The sequence below is a fragment of the Burkholderia thailandensis E264 genome (genome assembly GCF_000012365.1).
Classification (GTDB): Bacteria; Pseudomonadota; Gammaproteobacteria; order Burkholderiales; family Burkholderiaceae; genus Burkholderia; species Burkholderia thailandensis.
Genome location: NC_007651.1, coordinates 733,580 through 756,338 on the forward strand (window position 1 = coordinate 733,580; position 22,759 = coordinate 756,338).

The 22,759-nt window shown below is 67.0% G+C and carries 19 protein-coding genes, 1 tRNA gene and 1 pseudogene; 12 read left to right on the forward strand and 9 right to left on the reverse strand.

The features are described from left to right. Nucleotides 1-122 precede the first annotated feature (122 nt). A pseudogene (locus BTH_RS15440) lies at nucleotides 123-437 on the forward strand (hypothetical protein); the annotation flags it as partial. On the opposite strand, the gene BTH_RS31130 reads toward BTH_RS15440, so the two are convergent. From BTH_RS31130 to BTH_RS15470, 5 genes are all read right to left on the reverse strand, one after another. Further along, entirely contained in the window at nucleotides 391-2,454 is a 2,064-nt protein-coding gene (locus BTH_RS31130) for a DUF6538 domain-containing protein (protein WP_009892808.1), read from the reverse strand. The pseudogene BTH_RS15440 and the gene BTH_RS31130 sit on opposite strands and share 47 nt — an antisense overlap. A 100-nt stretch (nucleotides 2,455-2,554) precedes the next feature. After that, nucleotides 2,555-2,631: transfer RNA gene (locus BTH_RS15455), tRNA-Met, on the reverse strand. Between the two features lie 253 nt (nucleotides 2,632-2,884). Then, nucleotides 2,885-4,543 carry an MFS transporter gene (locus BTH_RS15460; protein ID WP_009892806.1) on the reverse strand — a complete coding sequence of 553 codons (1,659 nt, stop codon included), beginning with the start codon at nucleotides 4,541-4,543 and terminating at the stop codon, nucleotides 2,885-2,887. A 222-nt stretch (nucleotides 4,544-4,765) separates the two neighbouring features. After that, nucleotides 4,766-6,319 (reverse strand): sensor histidine kinase, encoded by a 1,554-nt coding sequence (locus BTH_RS15465; protein WP_009892804.1) that lies wholly within the window; start codon nucleotides 6,317-6,319, stop codon nucleotides 4,766-4,768. A gap of 29 nt (nucleotides 6,320-6,348) precedes the next feature. Further along, nucleotides 6,349-7,092: a response regulator transcription factor gene (locus BTH_RS15470; RefSeq protein ID WP_025369554.1), complete on the reverse strand. Its 744-nt coding sequence runs from the start codon at nucleotides 7,090-7,092 to the stop codon at nucleotides 6,349-6,351. 205 nt (nucleotides 7,093-7,297) lie between these two features. On the opposite strand from BTH_RS15470, the gene recA reads away from it, so the two are divergent. From recA to BTH_RS15520, 10 genes are all read left to right on the forward strand, one after another. Continuing rightward, complete coding sequence (gene recA / locus BTH_RS15475; RefSeq protein WP_009892802.1) at nucleotides 7,298-8,368, forward strand: recombinase RecA; 1,071 nt, start codon at nucleotides 7,298-7,300, stop codon at nucleotides 8,366-8,368. Continuing rightward, entirely contained in the window at nucleotides 8,368-9,345 is a 978-nt protein-coding gene (gene recX, locus BTH_RS15480) for a recombination regulator RecX (protein WP_011401825.1), read from the forward strand. Before recA ends, recX begins: the two co-directional genes overlap by 1 nt. Nucleotides 9,346-9,629: 284 nt before the next feature. After that, on the forward strand, nucleotides 9,630-10,241 hold the full coding sequence (locus BTH_RS15485) for a DUF2889 domain-containing protein (protein WP_011401826.1): 612 nt from the start codon (nucleotides 9,630-9,632) through the stop codon (nucleotides 10,239-10,241). A gap of 63 nt (nucleotides 10,242-10,304) precedes the next feature. Further along, on the forward strand, nucleotides 10,305-11,486 hold the full coding sequence (gene sucC, locus BTH_RS15490) for an ADP-forming succinate--CoA ligase subunit beta (protein ID WP_258007048.1): 1,182 nt from the start codon (nucleotides 10,305-10,307) through the stop codon (nucleotides 11,484-11,486). A gap of 146 nt (nucleotides 11,487-11,632) precedes the next feature. Then, complete coding sequence (sucD, locus tag BTH_RS15495; protein WP_009892797.1) at nucleotides 11,633-12,514, forward strand: succinate--CoA ligase subunit alpha; 882 nt, start codon at nucleotides 11,633-11,635, stop codon at nucleotides 12,512-12,514. 151 nt (nucleotides 12,515-12,665) lie between these two features. Beyond that, the gene (locus BTH_RS15500; protein ID WP_009892795.1) at nucleotides 12,666-13,379 is read left to right on the forward strand and encodes a TerC family protein; all 714 of its coding nucleotides are present in this window, start codon (nucleotides 12,666-12,668) and stop codon (nucleotides 13,377-13,379) included. A 114-nt stretch (nucleotides 13,380-13,493) separates the two neighbouring features. After that, nucleotides 13,494-14,117: a pilin gene (locus BTH_RS15505; RefSeq protein ID WP_009892794.1), complete on the forward strand. Its 624-nt coding sequence runs from the start codon at nucleotides 13,494-13,496 to the stop codon at nucleotides 14,115-14,117. 240 nt (nucleotides 14,118-14,357) lie between these two features. Continuing rightward, the gene (locus BTH_RS15510; protein WP_009892793.1) at nucleotides 14,358-16,145 is read left to right on the forward strand and encodes a PglL family O-oligosaccharyltransferase; all 1,788 of its coding nucleotides are present in this window, start codon (nucleotides 14,358-14,360) and stop codon (nucleotides 16,143-16,145) included. Between the two features lie 522 nt (nucleotides 16,146-16,667). Then, nucleotides 16,668-17,138, forward strand: a complete 471-nt coding sequence (locus tag BTH_RS15515; RefSeq protein ID WP_009908511.1) for a DUF2501 domain-containing protein — start codon at nucleotides 16,668-16,670, stop codon at nucleotides 17,136-17,138. Nucleotides 17,139-17,378: 240 nt separating this feature from the next. Continuing rightward, nucleotides 17,379-17,744, forward strand: coding sequence for a TonB family protein (locus BTH_RS15520; RefSeq protein WP_009892790.1), 366 nt, complete (start codon nucleotides 17,379-17,381; stop codon nucleotides 17,742-17,744). Nucleotides 17,745-17,924: 180 nt separating this feature from the next. Here BTH_RS15520 and moaC read toward each other — a convergent pair whose 3' ends face one another. Next, the gene (moaC, locus tag BTH_RS15525; protein WP_009892788.1) at nucleotides 17,925-18,419 is read right to left on the reverse strand and encodes a cyclic pyranopterin monophosphate synthase MoaC; all 495 of its coding nucleotides are present in this window, start codon (nucleotides 18,417-18,419) and stop codon (nucleotides 17,925-17,927) included. Nucleotides 18,420-18,557: 138 nt separating this feature from the next. Here moaC and BTH_RS15530 point away from each other — a divergent pair, with 138 nt between their 5' ends. Beyond that, nucleotides 18,558-20,276 (forward strand): M48 family metalloprotease, encoded by a 1,719-nt coding sequence (locus BTH_RS15530; protein WP_009892787.1) that lies wholly within the window; start codon nucleotides 18,558-18,560, stop codon nucleotides 20,274-20,276. A 242-nt stretch (nucleotides 20,277-20,518) separates the two neighbouring features. Here BTH_RS15530 and BTH_RS15535 read toward each other — a convergent pair whose 3' ends face one another. From BTH_RS15535 to BTH_RS15545, 3 genes are read right to left on the reverse strand one after another with little or no spacing between them, the layout of a single operon-like run. Next, nucleotides 20,519-21,136, reverse strand: coding sequence for a DUF2946 family protein (locus tag BTH_RS15535; protein WP_009892785.1), 618 nt, complete (start codon nucleotides 21,134-21,136; stop codon nucleotides 20,519-20,521). Further along, nucleotides 21,129-22,163, reverse strand: coding sequence for a hydrolase (locus tag BTH_RS15540; RefSeq protein WP_009892784.1), 1,035 nt, complete (start codon nucleotides 22,161-22,163; stop codon nucleotides 21,129-21,131). The genes BTH_RS15535 and BTH_RS15540 overlap by 8 nt, the downstream gene beginning before the upstream one ends. Before the next feature lie 19 nt (nucleotides 22,164-22,182). Continuing rightward, nucleotides 22,183-22,629 (reverse strand): nuclear transport factor 2 family protein, encoded by a 447-nt coding sequence (locus BTH_RS15545; protein ID WP_004189144.1) that lies wholly within the window; start codon nucleotides 22,627-22,629, stop codon nucleotides 22,183-22,185. Nucleotides 22,630-22,759: the final 130 nt, after the last annotated feature.

Sequence of the window (22,759 nt, forward strand, 5' to 3'; positions counted from 1 at the left end):
GAGACCAACTCATCGCGCGCTTTGCTGGAGTGGCTTGACGCGGTTCGCGCGAACGGGGACGGAGCGCGTAAATCGAAAACAAAGATCCGCCGAAAATAAAGACCAACGACGCCAATATCCGCATGAAGACCGTCTTCTCCCATCCGCTCATTCTCGAGCCGGCCGCCACCACGGTGCCGGCCGCCTCTTTTGCGGTTTGCGGAGGCGTCGTGTCCCCGCTCGGCGCGATCTCGGTCGACGACGGCCGCAATGCGGACTGGTGGGGCTGGTTCGACGGCGCGACGAAGGTAGCGAGCTTCGATTTGCCGCTGCGTCTCGCCGTGCAGCAGTCGAACTGCTTTGTCATCACGTCGATCCGCAATCGGAACAGCGATGCGCGGCTGATGCGGATCACCGGCTCGCGGCGCAATTCCGGCGGGTATCGCGCGGGCTCGAAATAGCACGAGGGGTAGCGCGCCGCGGCCGACTCGGGCGCGGCGGGCTGTTGCAGGTCAACTGACGCGGGGCGAGTGTGTCGCCGGCCCGCCCGTTTCGGGCGACGATCGGCGGCGGTGCGCGAGGTCTTTCGTCTTCGATTGGAGAGGTGCGGCGCAAGCCGCCGCGTCGGCCGCGGCGTACCGCGGGCGACGGTCGAAGGCGAAGGGGCCGGCATCGCAAGCCGAGGGCCCGGAACGGGGACCGGGATCGCGGCTTGGCAAGGGATTCAGGCTCTGGCGAGCGTGGGCTTCTTGTTCGACTCGGATCGCTTGATTGCGGCGGTGATGGCGGTCGGGCGTTTCGATGGATGGCGGCTGGGTGGTGGTGACTTGTGCGCGGTGATGGTGCGCCAAGTGGCTGGCTGGGTAGTGAAGAGAGAAGCCCCTGGTGATCGGTCGATTCCAGGGGCTTTGATTTTTGGGGAGCAGGAGTCGGTAGGGTGAATGCCTGACGCAACGATTCCGGTTCGGCGCGCGATGTGATGGGTCGTCGACGGCCGGTTTTCCACGGCGCATCTGTGATGAAGGCCGCGTCCGGCGATGCTGTTCCCGTGCGACATCTTCCGAATGAGTGTCGAGCGACACGCTGTCTTGTCGCCGGCGCGAATAAACGCAAATTGAATGCGGAACTCCAGTGAGGAAATCCGCTGGGACCATATTCGCCGAACCTGCGGGATATGTTCTTTGAATGTTTGCCGATATGATCCCGGTTCAGATCAAAAAGGCGTATTTTCCCTACTGATTTTCTCGCTTCAACCCATTCCAAGAAAGATGTCGCAAGCACGGCCTTAGCGAGTGGGATATTCCGCACACTGTTGGTGTTCTTAACGCGGGTTTCAGTCGCGTCATCGCCCGTATGATCGGGGCGAATGCGAAGGAAGGTAAATCCGCCTTCCTTGAAAATGTCGTCAACTCTCAACTGGCAGAGTTCTTCCAGCCGAGCCCCGGTGTATAGCCCCAACTGGGTGCAGTAGTAATCCTCTGGGCGCGTGGCGAATGGCAGGAAGTTGGCCGGATCGAAAATCTTCCCGAGCTCTTCCGGCGTGAACTGCTCATAGCCGCTGCCTGCCGCTTCCTTTTCGCGCTGCTGTTTGGTCAGTTTGACGAGGGCGCGGGCCGGGTTGTCGCCTTTGTAAATCCCGGTATCAATCAGCCACTGAAAGAAGCCGTTCAACGTTACCTGCTGAACCTTCTGCGTCGTAGCACTGATGGCGTCCCTGGGGCGAATGCCGCTATCTATCGCGCGCCTGACGAACTCCTTTGCATCCATTCCGCCGAAGTCCTTGGCTTTGCGCTTTTCGTAGTTCGTCGGCAGCCAGGACAGGTATTCAAAGTATTGCCGCAGGTCGTTGCGGTCCAGCATCTGGATCGGCGTTACTTCGCTGGCCCAAGCCGCAAAGCGGTTCAGGCAGTTTGTGTAGTCTTTCCTGCTCGCGGGCGAAAGTCCAACGTGGGCGGTCAGATACTGCCTGACGCATTCGGCCAGTTCAGGGGATTTCGACGCCAAGTATGTCGGGCGAAGATTTGCGGCTTCGGCGGCTTGGCGTGAGACCTCTTCCGGGTCGATGACTGCAATGGGAGTAGGTGAGTGCGTTGCGATGAACGCGTTCAATGCAGCCTGATCCCGTTCCAACGCTTCGGGCGTGGAGTTATCGAGTTCGATCCGTTCGATTTGCACGCCGCCGACTTTCACGCCGTGGAGCGTGAAGTCAAGGGCGTTCTTCTTGATCTCGCTTGCCGGGGTGTTCAGCAGTTTCCTAACCAGTTCGGGATCGGGCTTGCTCATCAGCAGGGCACTCACTTTTGCATTCAGCACGTAGGCAAGAAGTTTAGCTTTGTCAGGGTCGCGTGTCCGCAATGAGTGCCAGATTTCGCGCCGGTTGCAGATAGCGGCGAAAGCAGGGGGAAGGATAAAGCGGAAGTGAAAGACGCCATAGCGGCTGCGATGCAGCCGGGAGGCCAGGCGCGGGGTCGGCATTGGTGGCGAATAACCCGTGAAGTCGAGTTTTGAAGTCGCTTCGCCAGCCGGGAATAGAAAAAGCCCTGCAAGTCCAGGGACTTACAGGGCTTTTTGCATTTGGTGGCGAATCAGGGACTCGAACCCCGGACCTGCGGATTATGATTCCGTCGCTCTAACCGACTGAGCTAATTCGCCAACAGAAGGGGAATTATGGAGATCGATCCTGGATGTGTCAAGCCCTTTTTGTCGATTCCTTCAAGAAAGTGGAGGGCGTCGCGGCGAGGGCGGGTGCGTCTCCAGTCATCGCCCGAAGCGCCGGCTGTCGATCGACGAGCCGCTTGGCCAACCGACGCCAACCGGCGCCGGCCGTCGCCCAACGGTCGACGGGCTAGACGTCCCTCCCTCCGAGGCATCACTCGCGCCGCAGCCCGCCGCGCCCCGCCCGTCCTCAATCCTGCGCGTAAATATTCGAATCCTTGGTTTCCTTCACGAACAGCAGCCCGATCACGAACGTGATGAGCGCGACGCCGATCGGATACCAGAGCCCCGAGTAGATGTCGCCGTTGGCCGCGACGATCGCGAACGCGGTTGCCGGCAGGAAGCCGCCGAACCAGCCGTTGCCGATGTGATACGGCAGCGACATCGACGTGTAGCGTATCCGCGTCGGGAACATCTCGACCAGCATCGCCGCGATCGGCCCGTACACCATCGTCACGTAGATCACGAGAATCGCGAGGATCGCCGTCGTCATCGGCCAGTTGAGCTGCGCCGGATCGGCCTTGGTCGGGTAGCCGGCCGTCTTCAGCGTCGACGCGAGCGTCTTGTCGAATGCCTTCGCCTTGTCCTTCGCGTCGGCCGCCTTGCCGTCATACGTGTCGATCACCGTGTCGCCGATCTTGATCTGCGCGAGCGTGCCCGCCGGCGCGGCGACGTTCTCGTAATTGAGGCCCGATTTCGCGAGCGCGCTCTTCGCGATGTCGCAGGACGACGTGAATTTCGCCGTGCCCACCGGGTTGAACTGGAACGAGCATTCGCCGGGATTGGCGACCACGGTGATCGGCGCCTTTTGCGTCGCCGCCTCGAGCGCCGGATTCGCGAAGTGCGTGAGCGCCTTGAAGAGCGGGAAGTAGGTGAGCGCGGCGATCAGGCAGCCGGCGAGGATGATCGGCTTGCGGCCGATCTTGTCCGACAGCGAGCCGAAGAACACGAAGAACGGCGTGCCGATCAAAAGGGCGAGCGCGATCAGGATGTTCGCGCTTCCTCCGTCGACCTTCAGCGTTTGCGTGAGGAAGAAGAGCGCATAGAACTGGCCCGTGTACCAGACAACCGCCTGGCCGGCCGTCAGCCCGATCAGCGCGAGGATCACGATCTTCAGGTTCTTCCATTGGCCGAACGCTTCCGTGAGCGGCGCCTTCGACGTCTTGCCCTCGGCCTTGATCCGCAGGAACACCGGCGACTCGTTCAGTTGCAGGCGGATCCACACGGACACGGCGAGCAGCAGGATCGACGCGACGAACGGCACGCGCCAGCCCCAGTTGCCGAACGCTTCCTCGCCGATCGCGGTGCGCACGCCGAGGATCACGAGCAGCGACAGGAACAGGCCGAGCGTCGCGGTCGTCTGGATCCACGACGTATAGAAGCCGCGGCGATGCGCGGGCGCGTGCTCGGCGACGTAGGTCGCCGCGCCGCCGTACTCGCCGCCGAGCGCGAGGCCCTGCATCAGCCGCATCGCGATGAAGATCACGGGCGCGGCGATGCCGATCGATGCGTAGCCCGGCAGGAAGCCCACGACGAAGGTCGAGATCCCCATGATCACGATCGTGATGAGGAATGTGTGCTTGCGGCCGACGAGGTCGCCGAGGCGGCCGAACACGATCGCGCCGAAGGGCCGGACCGCGAAGCCCGCCGCGAAGCCGAGCAGCGTGAAGATGAACGCCGCGGTCGGATTGACGCCGGAAAAGAAGCTCTTGCTGATGTAGGCCGCCAGCGAGCCGGCCAGATAGAAGTCGTACCACTCGAACACGGTGCCGAGCGACGATGCGAAGATCACGCGCTTTTCGTCGCCCGTCATCGGCGCGTGCGCAATTTGTCCGCCAACCGTTGCCATGAATGTCTCCAATTTTGATATAGAGGTCGCGCGCCCTCTCGGGAGGGCGGCTCCGAGTCGATTATTGGAGGGCAAACTTACGGCGCACTGACTCGCCGCGTCAAAATCGCGCATCGTCAATTTGCGCGTTATGTCGATCTTCGTCTTTCTTTGTCTTTTAATTTGATGGCAATTTTCTGTTTTGCGCCTATGGGGAGGGGCGGGCGGCGGCTTCGCCTAGGGTTATTCCGGGGCCCCTTCCCGTAAGCCGACGCTCACGCGCACGAGCGTGCCCGCGAGGCGCGGCGACGTCTGATACACGTTGTCGTCGATCGTCAGCGTGCCGCCGTGCTGCGCGACGATCTCGCGAACGATTGCAAGACCGAGCCCGCTGCCGTCGCCTTCGCGGCCGAGGATGCGGTAGAAGCGCTCGACGACGCGCTCGCGTTCGTTCGCCGGAATGCCGGGGCCGGTGTCCTCGACTTCGAGATGCACGACGCCCGCCGCGTGATCGGCGCGCACGCGCACGGTGATGCGGCCGCCCGTCGGTGTGTAGCGGATCGCGTTGTCGATCAGGTTGCCGAGCATCTCGCGCAGCATCACCGGATGTCCGTCGATGCGCAGCGGCGCGGCGTCGGCGTCCGGGCCTTCGTAGCCGAGGTCCATCTGTTTCGCGAGCGCGGCCTGCACCCAGTCGCGCACGGCCTGCCGCGCGAGCGACGCGATCTCGACGGGCTCGAACGTGAGCCCTGTCGCGCGGTTTTCCGCGCGCGCGAGCGCGAGCAGTTGCGTGACGAGCCGCGCCGCCTGCCCGGAGCTCGTCGCGATCTGCTCGAGCGAGCGCGCGACGTCGTCCGGCACCTCGTGGCGCAGCGCGAATTCGGCCTGCGTGCGCAAGCCGGCGAGCGGCGTCTTCATCTGGTGTGCGGCGTCGGCGATGAAGCGCTTTTGCAGCGTGATGTTCTGCTCGAGGCGCGCGAGCAGATCGTTGAACGACGTGACGAGCGGCTCGATCTCGGGCGGCGCGCGGCGCGCCTCGACGGGCGACAGGTCGTCCGGGCGCCGGCCGCGGATATGCGCCTGCAGCGCGGTGAGCGGCGCGAGCCCGCGCGACAGCCCGAACCAGACGAGCAGGATCGCGAGCGGCAGGATCACGAACTGCGGCAGGATCACGCCCTTGATGATGTCGTTGGCGAGCGCGTTGCGCTTGTCGAGCGTCTCGCCGACCTGCACGAGAACGGGTTGCGAGCCCGTCGCGCCCGGCAGCGCGACGCTCGTGTACGCGACGCGCACGTCGTTGCCGCGCAGCAGATCGTCGCGGAATACGACGACGCCGGGCGGCGGCCGGTCGTCGTCGCGCGGCAGCGGCAGATCCGCTTCGCCCGCGACGAGCTCGCCGCGCGTGCCGAGCACTTGGAAGTAGAGGTTGTCGACGTTGTCGGCGCGCAGGAAGTCGAGCGTCGCCTGCGGTAGCTTCAGTTCGGCGACGCCGTTGACCGGCGCGATCTGCCGCGCGAGCACGTACGCGTCGGTTTCGAGCGCGCGATCGAACGGGCCGTTCGCGATCGTCTTCGCGACGAGATAGGTGACGGCGATGCTCATCGGCCACAGCAGGAGGAGCGGCGCGAGCATCCAGTCGAGAATCTCGCCGAACAGCGAGCGGGGGCGAGGGCCTTCGGCGGGGTCGGTTTCGTCCGGCGGCGCGAACGGGTTCTCGTAGCGGGCGTCGCGCGCGGCGTCCGCATCGGGCGCCGCGGCGGCCGCACGGTGCGCGGCGTGGAAGGAACGGACCGGCATGGCCTTCGGCCGCTCGCTCGTGGGCGGCGCTAGCGCAGCGACTGGCTCGCGCCGGCTTCGGCCGGCGGCGGCGCGGCGCCGGTCGGCGCGTCGCTCGCGGGCGCGGGCGCCGCCTTCTCGAGGCAGTAGCCGAGGCCGCGCACGGTCGTGATCCGCACGCCGCTCGGCTCGATCTTCTTGCGCAGCCGGTGGACGTAGACCTCGATCGCGTTGTTGCTGACTTCCTCGCCCCATTCGCACAGATGATCGACGAGCTGCTCCTTCGATACCAGCCGGCCGATCCGCTGCAGCAGCACTTCGAGCAGGCCGAGCTCGCGCGCGGACAGCTCGAGCACGCGGTCGTTCGCATACGCGATCCGGCCGACCTGGTCGAACGACAGCGAGCCGTGCCGCACGACGGTCGGCCCGCCGCCCGCGCCGCGCCGCGTCAGCGCGCGCACGCGCGCCTCGAGCTCGTTGAGCGCGAACGGCTTCGCCATGTAGTCGTCGGCGCCGAGATCGAGCCCTTTCACGCGCTCGTCGACGCTGTCGGCGGCCGTCAGGATCAGCACGGGCAGGTTCGAATTGCGCGCGCGCAGGCGGCGCAGCACGTCGAGGCCGGGCATTCTGGGCAGGCCGAGATCGAGGATCAGCAGGTCGAAAGCCTGCATCGACAGGGCCGTGTCGGCCTCGACGCCGTTCCTCACGTGATCGACGGCATAGCCCGATTGGCGGAGTGACCGGGTGAGGCCGTCCGCGAGTATGCTGTCGTCTTCGGCGATGAGAATTCGCATGATGCGCAACCGGTTGCCGCTCCGCGGCAATGGCGCTGCGCGCGGCTGTCTCCGAAATATGCGGCGATGCCTGCCTGCAACGCGGGCTTGCATAAACCACTGTTTTTTTATACAGTGTCTGCATTCGCGCACCTAACGGCTTGCTGGTCGTGTCGAAGCCGGTGCGTCCGTATCAGACGCTGCTCATCATAGCAAAGGACGATTCATGGAAGAAAGCAAGAAAGGCTCCGGGCTGACTGCCGAAAAGAGCAAGGCGCTTGCCGCCGCGCTCGCGCAGATCGAGAAGCAGTTCGGCAAAGGGTCGATCATGCGGCTCGGCGACGGCGAGGCGGTCGAGGATATCCAGGTGGTGTCCACGGGCTCGCTCGGTCTCGATATCGCGCTCGGCGTCGGCGGCCTGCCGCGCGGCCGCGTGGTCGAAATCTACGGGCCGGAATCGTCCGGCAAGACGACGCTCACGCTGCAGGTGGTTGCCGAGATGCAGAAGCTCGGCGGCACCGCGGCGTTCATCGACGCGGAGCATGCGCTCGACGTCCAGTATGCGTCGAAGCTCGGCGTGAACGTGCCGGAGCTGCTGATCTCGCAGCCGGACACGGGCGAGCAGGCGCTTGAAATCGTCGACGCGCTGGTTCGCTCGGGCTCGATCGACATGATCGTCATCGACTCGGTCGCGGCGCTCGTGCCGAAGGCCGAAATCGAAGGCGAGATGGGCGACGCGCTGCCCGGCCTGCAGGCCCGCCTGATGTCGCAGGCGCTGCGCAAGCTGACGGGCTCGATCAAGCGCACGAACTGCCTCGTGATCTTCATCAACCAGATCCGGATGAAGATCGGCGTGATGTTCGGCAATCCGGAAACCACGACGGGCGGCAACGCGCTCAAGTTCTATTCGTCGGTGCGTCTCGACATCCGCCGGATCGGCTCGATCAAGAAGAACGACGAGGTGATCGGCAACGAAACGCGCGTGAAGGTCGTCAAGAACAAGGTGTCGCCGCCGTTCCGCGAGGCGATCTTCGACATCCTGTACGGCGAAGGCATTTCGCGCCAGGGCGAGATCATCGATCTCGGCGTGCAGGCGAAGATCGTCGACAAGGCGGGCGCATGGTACAGCTATAACGGCGAGAAGATCGGCCAGGGCAAGGACAATGCGCGCGAATTCCTGCGTGAGAATCCGGAAATCGCGCGCGAGATCGAGAATCGCATTCGCGAGTCGCTTGGTGTCGCCGTGATGCCGCAGGACGCCGGTTCCGAAGCCGAGATCATGGACGAAGAGGAGTAATGCGCAAGAACCGGCAGGGCGCGGATTCGCAACAGGCGGGGCGCGGTGCGCGGGCTGTGTCCGCCGACGAACCTCACGCCGAACGTGAAACGCACCCGACGGTTTCGGGCGAGGGGCGGCCGGCCGGCCGCCCGGCAGCGAGGGCATCCGACGATGCCCTCGTTTCCTTTCGGCGATCGGTTGCGTTTGAAGCGGCCGAGCCGTTCGACCCATATGAATCGTTCGATGCGCACGATGTCGCGCGGCGGTGTGCGCCGGCAAGTGCGGATGGTGCGGATCGCGCAGGTGGCGGCGGCGACGCGCGTCGCGATGCGGTTGACGGTGGCCGGGCTCGCGGCTCTCGCGCCGCGGAGCGTTCGCGTGCGGCGGTGGGTTTCTCGTCCGCCGCAGAGCGGGGGGAAGTCGCCGGCGACGTCTATACGCGCACGAGCCAGGCCGGGAGCCGGTCGCGGCGAGGCGCATCGCCGCGCCATGCCGAATCGCCCGCGTCGGACGATGCGCAACGCTCGTCGGCATCGCAACGTCCGGCGCGGACGCTGAAAGGGCGCGCGGTCGCCTATTTGTCGCGCCGCGAATACAGTCGCGCGGAGCTTGCGCGCAAGCTCGCGCCGTACGCGGGCGAAGGCGACGATATCGAGTCGCTGCTCGATGCGCTAGAGCGGGAAAATTGGCTGTCCGATTCGCGGTTCGCCGAAAGTCTCGTGCATCGCCGCGCGTCGCGCGTCGGATCTGCGCGCATCATCAGCGAATTGAAGCGTCACGCGGTCGGCGACGCGCTAGTCGAGTCCGTCGGATCGCGGCTGCGCGAGAGCGAGTTCGAGCGCGCGCACGCGGTCTGGCGCAAGAAGTTCGGCGCGGCGCCGCAAACGCCGGCGGAGCGCGCGAAGCAAGCGCGCTTTCTCGCGATGCGCGGTTTCTCGAGCGCGACGGTCGCGAAGCTGCTGAAAGGTGACGTCGACGAATTCGGAGGCGATTGAGCGGGGCAAGCCCGCTCAATCGCCGTGATTTCGCTGATTGGTCTCCATCGGCTGAAGTCCGGGCTGACCATCGAGCCGGGGCGGGCGTTTCGCGAGAAAGCCTTGCAACGGCCGTGCAAACCGCTACGATGCCCGGCCGATTGCCGATTGCCGATTGCCGATTGCCGATTGCCGATTGCCGCCCAATCTCCCCAAACCCCTTGAAACCCGCACGGGGCCAGACCGGGCAGGCGCGGACGATATGTTAGAATCGCCGAGTTTCCCTCTTCGGCTTCACTTTCCGCATGCCGCTACCCGAGCCCGTATCCCGACAGTTGCGCCATCGCCGCGCAATTCGAGCGGAAGCCTACGAGCGTGCCGACGGCTTGTGGGACATCGAAGCCTGCCTGACCGATCACAAGCCTCGCGACGTCACGCTGGCGTCGGGCGTCAGACCGAACGGCCTGCCGATCCACGAGCTCTGGCTGCGCGTGACGATCGATCGGGAACTGAATATCGTCGACGCCGATGCGTCGTCGGACTGGGTGCCCTACCCAGGCCAATGCGAAGCCGCCAAACCCGCCTACCGCGTCCTCATCGGACTCAATCTTTTCCGCCATTTCCGTCGTGACGTCTCCCGGCTGCTGTCCGGCGTCGCCGGCTGCTCGCATCTGACCGAGCTGTGCGCGGTGTTGCCGACGGCCGCGATTCAGGCGTTCGCGGGCGACGTGTGGAACGTGAACGAGTTGTCGGGCGACGGCGCGAACGGGCGCAACCGCGCGGCCGGCGAGCCGCCGTTCCAGCTCGGCCGCTGTCACGCGCTGCGGTTCGACGGGGAAGCGGTACGGCAGTTCTATCCGCGTTGGTACGGCGCGAGCCGCCCCGCGCGCGAGGGCTCGGACAGTGCGAAGGAATGAGGGCGAACGCTTGAATCGTCAGAAGAAGCGATCGTCAATCGACTTTTTTAGCCAACTCACAGACTGAAGGAATCACGCATGAAGATTCACGAGTACCAGGGTAAGGAAATCCTGCGGAAATTCGGAGTCGCGGTACCGCGCGGCAAGCCGGCGTTCTCGGTGGACGAGGCCGTCAAGGTGGCGGAAGAGCTGGGCGGCCCGGTCTGGGTCGTCAAGGCCCAGATTCATGCGGGCGGCCGCGGCAAGGGCGGCGGCGTGAAGGTCGCGAAGTCGCTCGACCAAGTGCGCGAGTACGCGAACCAGATCCTCGGCATGCAGCTGAAGACGCACCAGACGGGCCCGGAAGGCCAGAAGGTCAACCGTCTGCTGATCGAGGAAGGCGCGGACATCAAGAAGGAACTGTATGTCGGCATCGTGATCGATCGCGTGTCGCAGAAGGTCGTCGTGATGGCGTCGAGCGAAGGCGGCATGGACATCGAGGAAGTCGCGGAAAAGACGCCGGAAGCGATCCACAAGGTCGCGGTCGAGCCGTCGACGGGCCTGCAGGACGCCGAAGCCGACGATCTCGCGAAGAAGATCGGCGTGCCGGATGCGTCGATTCCGCAAGCGCGGGAAATCCTGAAGGGCCTGTACAAGTCGTTCTGGGAAACGGACGCGTCGCTCGCCGAAATCAACCCGCTCGTGCTGACGGGCGACGGCAAGGTGATCGCGCTCGACGCGAAGTTCAACTTCGATTCGAACGCGCTGTTCCGCCATCCGGAAATCGTCGCGTACCGCGATCTGGACGAAGAAGATCCGGCTGAAATCGAAGCGTCGAAGTTCGACCTCGCGTACATCTCGCTCGACGGCAACATCGGCTGCCTCGTGAACGGCGCGGGCCTCGCGATGGCGACGATGGACACGATCAAGCTGTTCGGCGGCGAACCGGCCAACTTCCTCGACGTGGGCGGCGGCGCGACGACCGAGAAGGTCACCGAAGCGTTCAAGCTGATGCTGAAGAACCCGGGCCTGAAGGCCATCCTTGTGAACATCTTCGGCGGCATCATGCGCTGCGACGTGATCGCGGAAGGCGTGATCGCCGGCTCGAAGGCGGTGAACCTGAACGTGCCGCTCGTCGTGCGCATGAAGGGCACGAACGAAGACCTCGGCAAGAAGATGCTCGCGGAATCCGGCCTGCCGATCATCTCGGCGGACAGCATGGAAGAAGCGGCGCAGAAGGTCGTCGCGGCTGCTGCGGGCAAGTAACGAGCGCCTGCATCCCTGGCGCCGCGCGCCAGGCCCCGAAGCGGGGCGGGAAGACTCGGGCAGTCCCGCGTTTTTCCGAGCGCAACATTGAACACGCATGGCGGCGCGGTTTCTTTTCGCGACGCCGATCGAACAGAGGTCATTACATGTCGATTCTGATCAACAAAGACACGAAGGTCATCACGCAGGGCATCACCGGCAAGACCGGCCAGTTCCACACGCGCGCCTGCCGTGAATACGCAAACGGCCGCGAAGCGTTCGTCGCGGGCGTGAACCCGAAGCGCGCCGGCGAAGATTTCGAAGGCATTCCGATCTACGCGAGCGTCAAGGAAGCGAAGGCGGAAACCGGCGCGACCGTGTCGGTCATCTACGTGCCGCCCGCGGGCGCCGCCGCGGCGATCTGGGAAGCGGTCGAGGCCGATCTCGATCTCGCGATCTGCATCACGGAAGGCATCCCCGTGCGCGACATGATCGAAGTGAAGGACCGCATGCGCCGCGAAGGCCGCAAGACGCTGCTGCTCGGGCCGAACTGCCCGGGCACGATCACGCCGGACGAGCTGAAGATCGGCATCATGCCGGGCCACATCCACCGCAAGGGCCGCATCGGCGTCGTGTCGCGCTCGGGCACGCTGACGTACGAGGCGGTCGCGCAACTGACGGCGCTTGGCCTTGGCCAATCGTCGGCGGTCGGCATCGGCGGCGACCCGATCAACGGCCTGAAGCACATCGACGTGATGAAGATGTTCAACGACGATCCGGATACGGACGCGGTCGTGATGATCGGCGAGATCGGCGGTCCGGACGAGGCCAACGCGGCGCAGTGGATCAAGGACAACATGAAGAAGCCCGTCGTTGGCTTCATCGCGGGCGTCACGGCGCCTCCGGGCAAGCGCATGGGCCACGCCGGCGCGCTGATCTCGGGCGGTGCGGACACGGCCGAAGCGAAGCTGGAAATCATGGAAGCGTGCGGCATCAAGGTCACGCGCAATCCGTCGGAAATGGGCCGCCTGCTGAAGGCCGCGCTGTAAGCGCCGGTTCCATCGCCACAAAAAACGCCGGTTCCGCCGGCGTTTTTTGTTATGCTCGCGCAATCGTTTCGTAAGGCCCCCCGTCGGGCGGCCCGTCGCGGGCGGAACGCACGCCGACGCCCGCCGGTCCCACTTCCTCTGCTTCGTTCTCATGCTCGAATTCTTTGCCTCGCTCCATTGGGGCGCCGTCGTCCAGATCGTCGTGATCGATATCCTGCTTGGCGGCGACAACGCCGTCGTGATCGCGCTCGCGTGCCGCAACCTGCCCGTGCAGCAGCGCGTGCGCGGCGTGCTGTGGGGGACGGCCGGCGCGATCGCGCTGCGCGTCGTGCTGATCGCGTTCGCGGTGCTGCTGCTCGACGTGCCGCTCCTCAAGTTCGCGGGCGGCGTGCTGCTGCTGTGGATCGGCGTGCGGCTGGTGGCGCCCGCCGAGGACGCGCACGAGAACATCCGGCCCGCCGACAAGTTGTGGGAGGCTGTGAAGACGATCGTGATCGCGGACGCGGTGATGAGCCTCGACAACGTCATCGCGATCGCGGGCGCGGCGGAGCAGGCGGATCCCGGCCACCGGATCGCGCTCGTGATCTTCGGCCTGCTCGTCAGCATCCCGATCATCGTCTGGGGCAGCACGCTCGTACTCAAGCTGCTCGACCGCTTTCCGATCTTCATCACGTTCGGCGCCGCGCTGCTCGGCTGGATCGCGGGCGGCCTGATGGTGAACGATCCGGCGGGCGACCGCTGGCCGCTCCTCGACACGCCCGCCGCGATCTATGGCGCGAGCGCCGCGGGCGCGCTCTTCGTCGTGATCGCGGGCTACGCGCTGAAGAAGCGGCGCGCGACATCGAACGTGACGAATTCCCACTGACCGATGCGCAAGCGCGGCGTCGGCCATCCGGCCGACTGCCCGGTTTGCTGTCCGCTGGCTACGATCGACACGCCTGCCTGATTCGGCAGGCGTGTTTCGTTTTCGGAGCCTGTCATGAGCGAAGTTCTTTCCGTTTCACTGGCGATTGCGCCGCTTTTGCCTCAATGCAGGCGCGCTGCGCGCGGCGTGCGCCGGGCGTGGCGCGCGTCCCGGCGCATGATGCGCGGCCGTGGCTTCACGCTGATCGAATTGATGATCGTGCTCGCGATCGTCGGCGTGGTCGCCGCGTACGCGATTCCCGCGTATCAGGATTACCTCGCGCGCAGCCGGGTCGGCGAGGGGCTCGCGCTCGCCGCATCCGCGCGGCTCGCGGTCGCCGAGAACGCGGCGAGCGGCAACGGATTCTCGGGCGGCTATGTGTCGCCGCCCGCCACGCGCAACGTCGAATCGATCCGCATCGACGACGACACGGGGCAGATCGCCATCGCCTTCACGGCGCGCGTCGCGGCGGCGGGCGCGAATACGCTCGTCCTCGTGCCGTCGGTGCCGGATCAGGCGGACACGCCGACGGCGCGGGTTGCGCTGTCGAAGGGTGTTATCCAGGCGGGGACGATCACGTGGGAGTGCTTTGCCGGCGACAAGGCGTCGTCGTCGCTGCCCGCACCGGGCGCCGGACCGATGCCGACCGATGCGCCGACGCTGGCAGGCAAGCTCGCGCCGCCCGAGTGTCGCGCGTGAAGTCAACGCTGCGGGCCGCGACGAAGCGGCGCAACCGCCCGGCGACGCGACGGAGCGATCGCCGGGCACGGGACTTGCGCGACATGGCGGCGATCCGCCGCCGGGTGGAGCCGCGCGCGGTGCGACGCCCTTGCACCGCGATGGTGCGTTCCACGTTGTCCGTGTGCGCCGGGCGCCAGCGCCCGCACAGCGGGAGGTTTTTTTTGTATAGTGCGCCGGTTGCTGACACCCGGTTTGCTCATGCCTTCCTCTTTTCTGCGTTCTTTATCGCTGATCGCGCTCGCCGTCGCACTGATCCTGCCGTACGCGATCACGAATCATACTTACCCGATCCCGACCTTCTATTCCGAATTCGCTGCGTTCGCGTTGTATTGGGTGCTCGGCGCGAGCGTCGTCCTGCTCGTGAAAGCCGAGCGCGCCCGACAACCGTTCGCGGCGCCGATGGCGCTCGTTGCGCCGCTCGGATTCGGCGCGGTATTGCTCGCGCAGATCGCGCTGCTGCCGCTGCGCCTGCCTTCGATGAACTGGCTCGCGATGGGCTACCTGCTCGGCGCGCTCGTCGCGATGCAGGCCGGCTATGCGCTCGCGCGCGCGAACATGGTCGACGTGGTCGCGCGAATGATCGCGGGCGCGACGATCATCGGCGGCGTCGTCGCGGTCGCGTGCCAGTTCGTGCAACTGTTCCATCTGGAGACGATGTTCTCGCCGTTCGTCGTGTCGTACGGTGTGACGGTCGACCGCCGTCCGTACGGCAACATGGCGCAGGCCAACCATCTCGCGACCTATATCGCGTTCGCGCTCGCGGGCGCGCTCTATCTCGTGCAGACGCGGCGGATGCCGGCGCTCGCGTGGGCGGCGCTGTCGGTGCTCTTGTCCGTCGGGCTCGCGCTCACCGTGTCGCGGGGGCCATGGCTGCAGGTCGGCGTGATGGTCGTCGCCGGCTTCTGGATGGCGTTCGCGCAGACGCGGCGCGATCCGGCCGCGCGCCGCGCGCGCGCATGGGTGATTCCCGTCGTGCTCGGCGCGCTGTTCGTCGCGGTCAACGTCGCGGTGCGCTGGGCGAATGCCCACTACCATCTCGGTCTCGCGGAATCGGCTGCGGAGCGCATGCGCGACGCCGGCCAGATCGCGCCGCGTCTCGCGCTCTGGAAGTACGGCCTCACGATGTTCCGCGAGCATCCGCTGCTCGGCGTCGGCTGGGGCGAATTCCCGATTCATCAGTTCGAGCTCGTGCGCAGGCTGGGCGGCGTCGAGATCGCGAACAACTCACACGACATCTTCATCGATCTGCTCGCGAAATCCGGCTTGCTCGGTCTCGGCGTGCTGTTCGTCGCGCTCGTCGCGTGGTTCGTGCGTGCGCTGCGCGCGCCGCATGCCGAGAGCCGCGTGTTCGGCTTCGCGCTCGTCGGTATCGTGTTGATGCACGCGCTCGTCGAGTATCCGCAGCAGTACACGTTTTTCCTGCTGCCTGTGATGTTCGTGATCGGCCTGCTCGAGACGAAGCCGCTGCGCATGCTGCCGGGCCGTGCGGCGTTCGCGCTGTTCGCGGCGCTGTCGGTGGCGGGGCTCGCGTCGCTGTATCCGGTGCTGCGCGACTACCAGCGGGCCGAAGTGTTGTATTACGGCACGAATCCGGCCGAGCAATACCGCGAGCAACCGTCGTTCCTGTTCGGTGCTTGGGGCGATTACGGCGCGGCAACGCTGCTCGCGATTTCGCGCGACAACTTGCAGGCGAAGCTCGCCGCGCACGAGCGCGCGATCGCGCTGTTGCCCGGCGAGACGGTGCTGCGCCGCTATGCGGTGTTGCAGGCGCTCGACGGCCGCGAGGCCGACGCGCTCGATACGGTCGAGCGGTTGCGCGTGTTCGCGGAAGAGCTGCACGACTGGCCGGTGCAACTTGCCGCGCTGTACAAGCTGCTCGACGAGCAGCCGTCGCTGAAGTCGTTCAAGACGGCGCTCGTCGCGAAGTACGGAACGCCGGCGGCGAACCTGTCCGCCGACGACGAGGAAGACGACAGCGACGAATGATTGCCGGGAGGCTCGAAACCGAGCGATTGATTGAGAAACCGCCGCTCGATGCGGCGGTTTTTTTGTAGGGGGCGGGAAGATGCGGCGAACGGGGGCGTGATGGGGCGATGATGGCGGTGACCTTGGATCTTGGACACCGCACGTCGCACATCAAATGAAACATGACGCGAAACGCGTGAAGCAGGGCCCGCGAAGCCGGATGTGTGATCGAGCGGGCCGGCATTTCGCGATGCGGGCAGTCAACATGAGCAATCGCGTGCCGCTTTTCCGCTTTGCATCGCCGGCGCCGCCCGCATCGACACTGCGTCGCCGCCACGGACGACCGACGCGAGCAGTCATGGCGAGATCGTCCGGAAATCGCCGCATGCCTCTCGCCTTGTCGCCGATGACGTTAACCAGTGTTAAATTCCGCCGAGTTCGCACATCGCGCCCCGCCGTGAGCGTATGCACGCGATGTCGTTCGGGTATGCTTGGGCGCGTGATTTACCGACCGGACCGATTTTCCGCCCTGAGAGGAAGCCCATGAAAACGCGTACGCATCGTATTGCCGCAGCAGGCATCCTGGTTGCCAGCATCGTGTCGTTTTCGGCCGCGCATGCGCAGCTCGGCGATTTTCTCAAGCAAGGCGCCGACGCGGGCAACGGCGCGGGCGGTATCGCCGGCGCGCTCGGCAATCTCGGCGGCGCGGGCGGCGCGGCGTCGGCCGGCTCGCTGCTGACGCCCGGCAGCTCCGGCAACGTCGCGGGCCTGCTGCAGTTCTGCATCAAGAACAACTATCTCGGTGACGGTGGCGCGTCGTCGGTCAAGGATGCGCTGATGAGCAAGCTGGGCGGCGGCGTCACGTCGGACAGCGCGTATTCAAGCGGCGCGAACGGGATTCTCGACGCCGGCAACGGCCGCACGCTCGACCTGAGCGGCGGGCAAAGCTTCAAGCAGCAGTTGACGAAGCAGGTGTGCGACAAGGTGTTGTCGCAAGCGAAATCGCTGTTGTAAGCACGGTCGGCGGATCGCGGCGGGCAGCGGGCCGTCGTCGCCGGAACAGCGGCGCGGATCGGAACGCGCGCCGCCGAAGCAATGCGTGCCGGCGAGTTCCGGGGACCGCTCGCTGCCTGGCGCAGGCACCCCGCGTGAGCGAAACGTCGACGAGAAACGGGGGCGCGGAATCGGTTGGCGGCGCGTGACGCGCCTGTCGGCGATTCGCGAGACGGACGCTGTAGACGGACCACAACCAACATGAAGACCTACTCGACGTACCTGACGCTGCCGCTTGCCGCGTCACTGCTCGCCGGCTGTGCGGCGTTCGCGCCGAGCGACGCGGCGAAGCTCGAATGCACGATGCCCGTCGCGGCGTACCCCGAGAATGCGAAGCCGCTCGAGCGTCGGGCGACCGTGCTCGTGCGCGCGATGATCACGGCATCGGGCAACGCGGAGAACGTCACGGTGACGACGAGCAGCCGTAACGCCGCGGCGGACCGCGCGGCTGTCGACGCGATGTCGAGGATCGTGTGTTCGCAGACGCCCGCGCGCGGCGGCGAGCCGTATCCGTTCACGCTGACGCGGCCGTTCGTGTTCGAGCCGCGGGCGAAGGCGTCGCGGTGACGCTCATCGGAGCGCGCCGAGCGCATTGAACGTGCTGACGAGTGCGGGGCGGGCGAGTGACGGCTGCGCCGTCCCGGGACGGCGCGATCGCCGCTCGCGGCCTCGAGTGTGTCGACGGCCGCGGGCGATGCGCACGCCCGGCTCAGATGAGGCGCGCGTGGTCGGCGCAGCCGGGCCGCATCACGCGCCGGCGTCGTTCGCCTTCCAGTCTCCCGACTTCCCGCCGCGCTTCTCGCGCACGCTCACCTCGGTGATCACCATCCCGCGATCGACCGCCTTGCACATGTCGTACACGGTCAGCAGCCCGACCTGCACGGCAGTCAGCGCTTCCATCTCGACGCCTGTGCGCCCGAGCGTCTCGACCTGCGCGCTGCAGCGCACGCCGGGCAGCGCGTCGTCGAACTCGAAATCGACCGCGACGCGCGTGAGCGCGAGCGGATGGCAGAGCGGAATCAGATCGGCGGCGCGCTTCGCGCCCTGGATCGCCGCGATTCGCGCGACGCCGAGCACGTCGCCTTTCTTCGCGCGTCCCTCGCGGATCAGCGCGAGCGTGTCGGGCAGCATCCGGATCGCGCCGCGCGCCACCGCGATGCGCTTCGTTTCCTGCTTGTCGCCGACGTCGACCATGTGCGCGTGACCGGCGGCGTCGAAGTGTGTGAACCCAGATCCAGACATGTCGTGCTCCGTTAGAGGGCGCCTATCATAGCAGCGCGGCTCGCCGCCACGCTCCGGCGTGCGAGCGGCGGCCGGCGCGCCGTTACAATGATGCCGTTGCGTCGAACCATTACGCCACGGCCGCCCAGATCCTTGTCCATGCGCGTCAAACCGTCGTTTGCCGTCCTGCTGTCCGCGGCGCTCGCACTGCCGCCCGGCAGCCACGCGCAGTCGCGCAGCGATGCGCCGCCGCTCGAGCCCGCGCTTTCCGCCGGTGCCGCGGACGCGGCGCCGCTCGCGCGCGAGGCGTTGTCCACGGTGCCGTCCGGCATTGCGGCCGGCGTGTTCGGCACGTACGGCGGCGCGGACAGCCGGCTCGCCGGTCCGGCGTCGGGCACGCCCAGTTTGCGCGCGCCGCTTCGCTCGTTGCAACTGCCCGATCTCGGCGACGGCTCGGGCGGCTCGCTGACGCCGCAGGCGGAGCGCCGTCTCGGCGAGCGCGTGATGCGCGAGGTGCGGCGCGACCCCGACTATCTCGACGACTGGCTCGTGCGCGACTACCTGAATTCGGTCGCGGCGAAGCTCTCGGCGGCGGCCGCCGCGCAGTTCATCGGCGGCTACATGCCCGATTTCGATCTGTTCGCGATGCGCGATTCGCAGATCAACGCCTTTTCGCTGCCGGGCGGCTTCATCGGCATCAACAGCGGGCTCGTCGCGGCGACGCAGACGGAATCCGAGCTCGCGTCGGTGATCGGCCACGAGATGGGGCACGTGCTGCAGCGGCACATCGCGCGGATGATCGGCGCAAGCGAGAAGAGCGGTTACGCGGCGCTCGCGACGATGCTGTTCGGCGTGCTCGCGGGCATTCTCGCGCGCAGCGGCGATCTCGGCAGCGCGATCGCGATGGGCGGCCAGGCGTTCGCGGTCGACAGCCAGCTCCGGTTCTCGCGCTCGGCCGAGCGCGAGGCCGACCGCGTCGGCTTTCAACTGCTCGCGGGCGCCGGCTACGATCCGTATGGAATGCCGAGCTTTTTCGAGCGGCTCGAGCGCGCGTCGATGGGCGACGCGGGCGTGCCCGCGTATGCGCGCACGCACCCGCTGACGGGCGAGCGGATCGCCGACATGGACGATCGCGCGCGGCGCGCGCCGTACCGGCAGCCGCGACAGTCGCCGGAATACGGTTTCGTGCGCGCGCGCCTGCGGATGCTGCAGAACCGCTCGGCGACCGATTACGCGAACGAGGTGAGGCGAATGCGCGCGGAACTCGACGACAGGGTCGCGCCGAACGTCGCGGCGAACTGGTACGGGATCGCGCTCGGCGAGATGCTGGGCGGCCGCTACGACGACGCGGACCGCGCGCTTGCGGCGGCGCGCGATGCGTTCGCGCGCACGGCCGCGCGCGAGGGCGAGGCGGCGCGCAGCTCGCCGAGCCTCGATGTGCTCGCGGCGGAGATCGCGCGTCGCGCCGGCCGCGAGGATGACGCGGTGCGGCTCGCCGCCGCCGCGCAAGCGCGGTGGCCTGGCTCGCACGCGGCCATCGCCGCGCATCTGCAGGCGCTTCTTGCCGCGCGGCGCTACGGGCAGGCGCAGACGCTCGCGCAATCCGAAGCGGGCAGCGATCCCGGACAACCCGACTGGTGGCGCTACCTCGCGCAGGCGAGCCTTGGCGAGGGCGATGCGGTCACGCAGCGCCGCGCGCTCGCGGAGAAGTTCGCACTTGAAGGTGCGTGGCCGTCGGCGATCCGGCAATTGCGCGAGGCGCGCGACCTCAAGTCGGCCAGCTTCTACGAGCAGTCGATCATCAGCGCGCGGCTGCACGAGTTCGAGGCGCGCTACAAGGAAGAACGGGAAGAGGACAATGACAACGGGCGCGGGTGACGCGGCGATGTCCGCATGGGGCGTGCCGGCGGTTGCGCGTGCGTTCGGCTCGCCAGGTTGCCGATCGGCGCATCTTCGGACGAAATTCGGGGAAATCCGGACGAAATCCGGATGAAGCGCAGGGCGCGGAAGCACCTGAAAAATCGGGAGCGCCGAGCGAAGCGGACGAGGCGGACGAAGCGCAGTGGCCGCGCACGGCGCGCGGTTCGCCCGCCATTCGCTCCCGTGGCCCGTCGCCCGCGTCAGTCCGCCGGCTTGCCGTCCTTCGTCTGCCTTCCCGCGCGCGCGGCCGGACTTGCGACGAAGCCGAACCGCCGCGCAACGTCGTCGCGCCGGATCGGCTCGAGCGGCAGGTCCACGCCGCCGCCGAGATGCAGCACGCCGTGCGCGCCGTCGTCGTCGAGTTCGGCGCAATCGGCGAAGCGCGCCAGATCGTGATCGTGCAGCGCGGCGACACGCGGCGGCGTCGAGCGGTCGGCGAACAGCACGCCGCCCGCATCGTCGAGCCATGCGCGCGCCGGCTCGAACGCGCGGCCGGTATGGTCGGTCAGCGCGACGCGCGCCGGCTCGCCGCCGGCGGGCGCGGCCGCGAGCCGGACGATCCACGGCGTGTACGCGAGCTCGACGTACACGCGCTGCGGCCCGTTCTGGAAGAACCATTGGCCGTCTTCGTCGCGCTCGTAGTTGCGGGCGATGAAATCGACGAGCGCCGGGTGCCGCACGGGCGAGCCGAGCGCGCCCGCCGCCTGCGCGGCGTCGTCGCGCATCCGCCAGCCGCCGCGCCGGTCGAGCAGCAGCCATCCGGTGCAGTGCGGGACGTTCGGCCATTTGGCGAGCGCCTGTTTGACGATGTCATCCATGATCGGTGAAGCGTGAGCAGAATTCGAAGATGCGCGCCGGGAGCCAGTCGATACGCCCGGGGAACGGGCCCGTCATGAAGCCCGCGTGGCCGCCGTGCTCGGGCTGGTCGAGCACCACCGCGCGCGATACGTCGCGCGGGCCGGGCAGCGCCGATGCCGGCAGGAACGGGTCGTTGCGCGCGTTGAGGATCAGCGTCGGCACGTCGATCGCCGCGAGGAGCGGGCGCGTCGTCGCCTGCGTCCAGTAGTCGTTCGCATCGACGAAGCCGTGCAGCGGCGCGGTGACGATGTCGTCGAAGTCGTGCATCGTGCGCGCGGCGAGCAACGCCTGCTTGTCGAAAAGCCCCGGGTACTGTTCGAGCTTCACGAGCGCCTTCAATTTCAGCGTCTTTAGGAAGCTTCGCGTGTAGACCATCGAGAAGCCTTGCGACAGCGCGCGGCCGCCCGCGTGGACGTCGATCGGCGTCGACACCGCCGCGGCCGCCGCGACGATCGACGTGTCGCCGCGCCGCTCGCCGAGCCAGCGCAGCAGCACGTTGCCGCCGAGCGACACGCCGACCGCGACGAGCGGCCCGCGATGGCTTTTCACGAGCCGCTGCAGGATCCAGTCGACTTCCGCGCTGTCGGCGAGGTGGTAGAAGCGCGGCAACCGGTTCATTTCGCCGCTGCAACTGCGAAAGTGCGGAACGACGCCGTGCCAGCCGCGCGCGCGGGCGGCCGCCATCAGCACGCGCGCGTAATGCGAATCGGAGCTGCCTTCGAGGCCATGGAACAGCACGGCGAGCGGCGCGAGCGGCCCGGGCGCGGCGCCCGGCGCCGGCGCGAGCCAGTCGACGTCGATGAAATCGCCGTCCGGCGTGTCCCAGCGCTCGCGCCGGTACTCGACGTCGGGCCGGCGCGCGAAGAGCGCGGGGACGATCGTCTGCGCGTGGCTCGTCGGCAGCCAGAGCGGCGCGCGGTAGAGGGACGAGGCTGCCGGGCGGGCGGTCTCGTCGGCAGCGGGAAGCGGGGGGAGTGCGGTGCTCATCGCTGCAAACGCCCGTCGGTCAGTGGAGCGGCCCCTGCGCGTGGCGGATCTTCGCGGCGAACTGCGTCGCCGTCTGCTCGGGGATCGGGCTCGCGTGGATGTGGGCGATCCGCCATTCGCCGCGCTCGTGGATCATCACGTAGGTCGTGAACACCATCTGCGGCTCGGCCGTCAGATCGGCCTGCTGGTGCGCTTCGGCGACCGTGTAGACGACGGTGCCGAGGCTGTCGTAGACGCGGATGTCGAGCGGCTCGATCGTGACGGGCTGCGTCGACAGCCGCGCGCCGAACCCGCTTCGGATCTGCTCGAGGCCGTGCAGGTGCGTGCCGTCCGACCAGATGCAACTGGCGAAATCCTCGTCGATCCAGAGGACCATCAGCGCGTCGAGGTTGGCGTCGGCGACCGCCTGATAGTACGCGTTCAGCGTATCGGCGGCGGCTTCGAAGAGGCGGGCAAAACGTGGCATCGGGTCTATCTCTCGCGCGCGGCGCGCGCCGTTTCATCGAGGCGGCCTCGTCTTCGACGGGGCCGCCCGCTCAAGCGGTGAATCGGGTGCGGGTGCGCGGCGCGCGACGGGCGGCCTCGCGGCCGCGGAC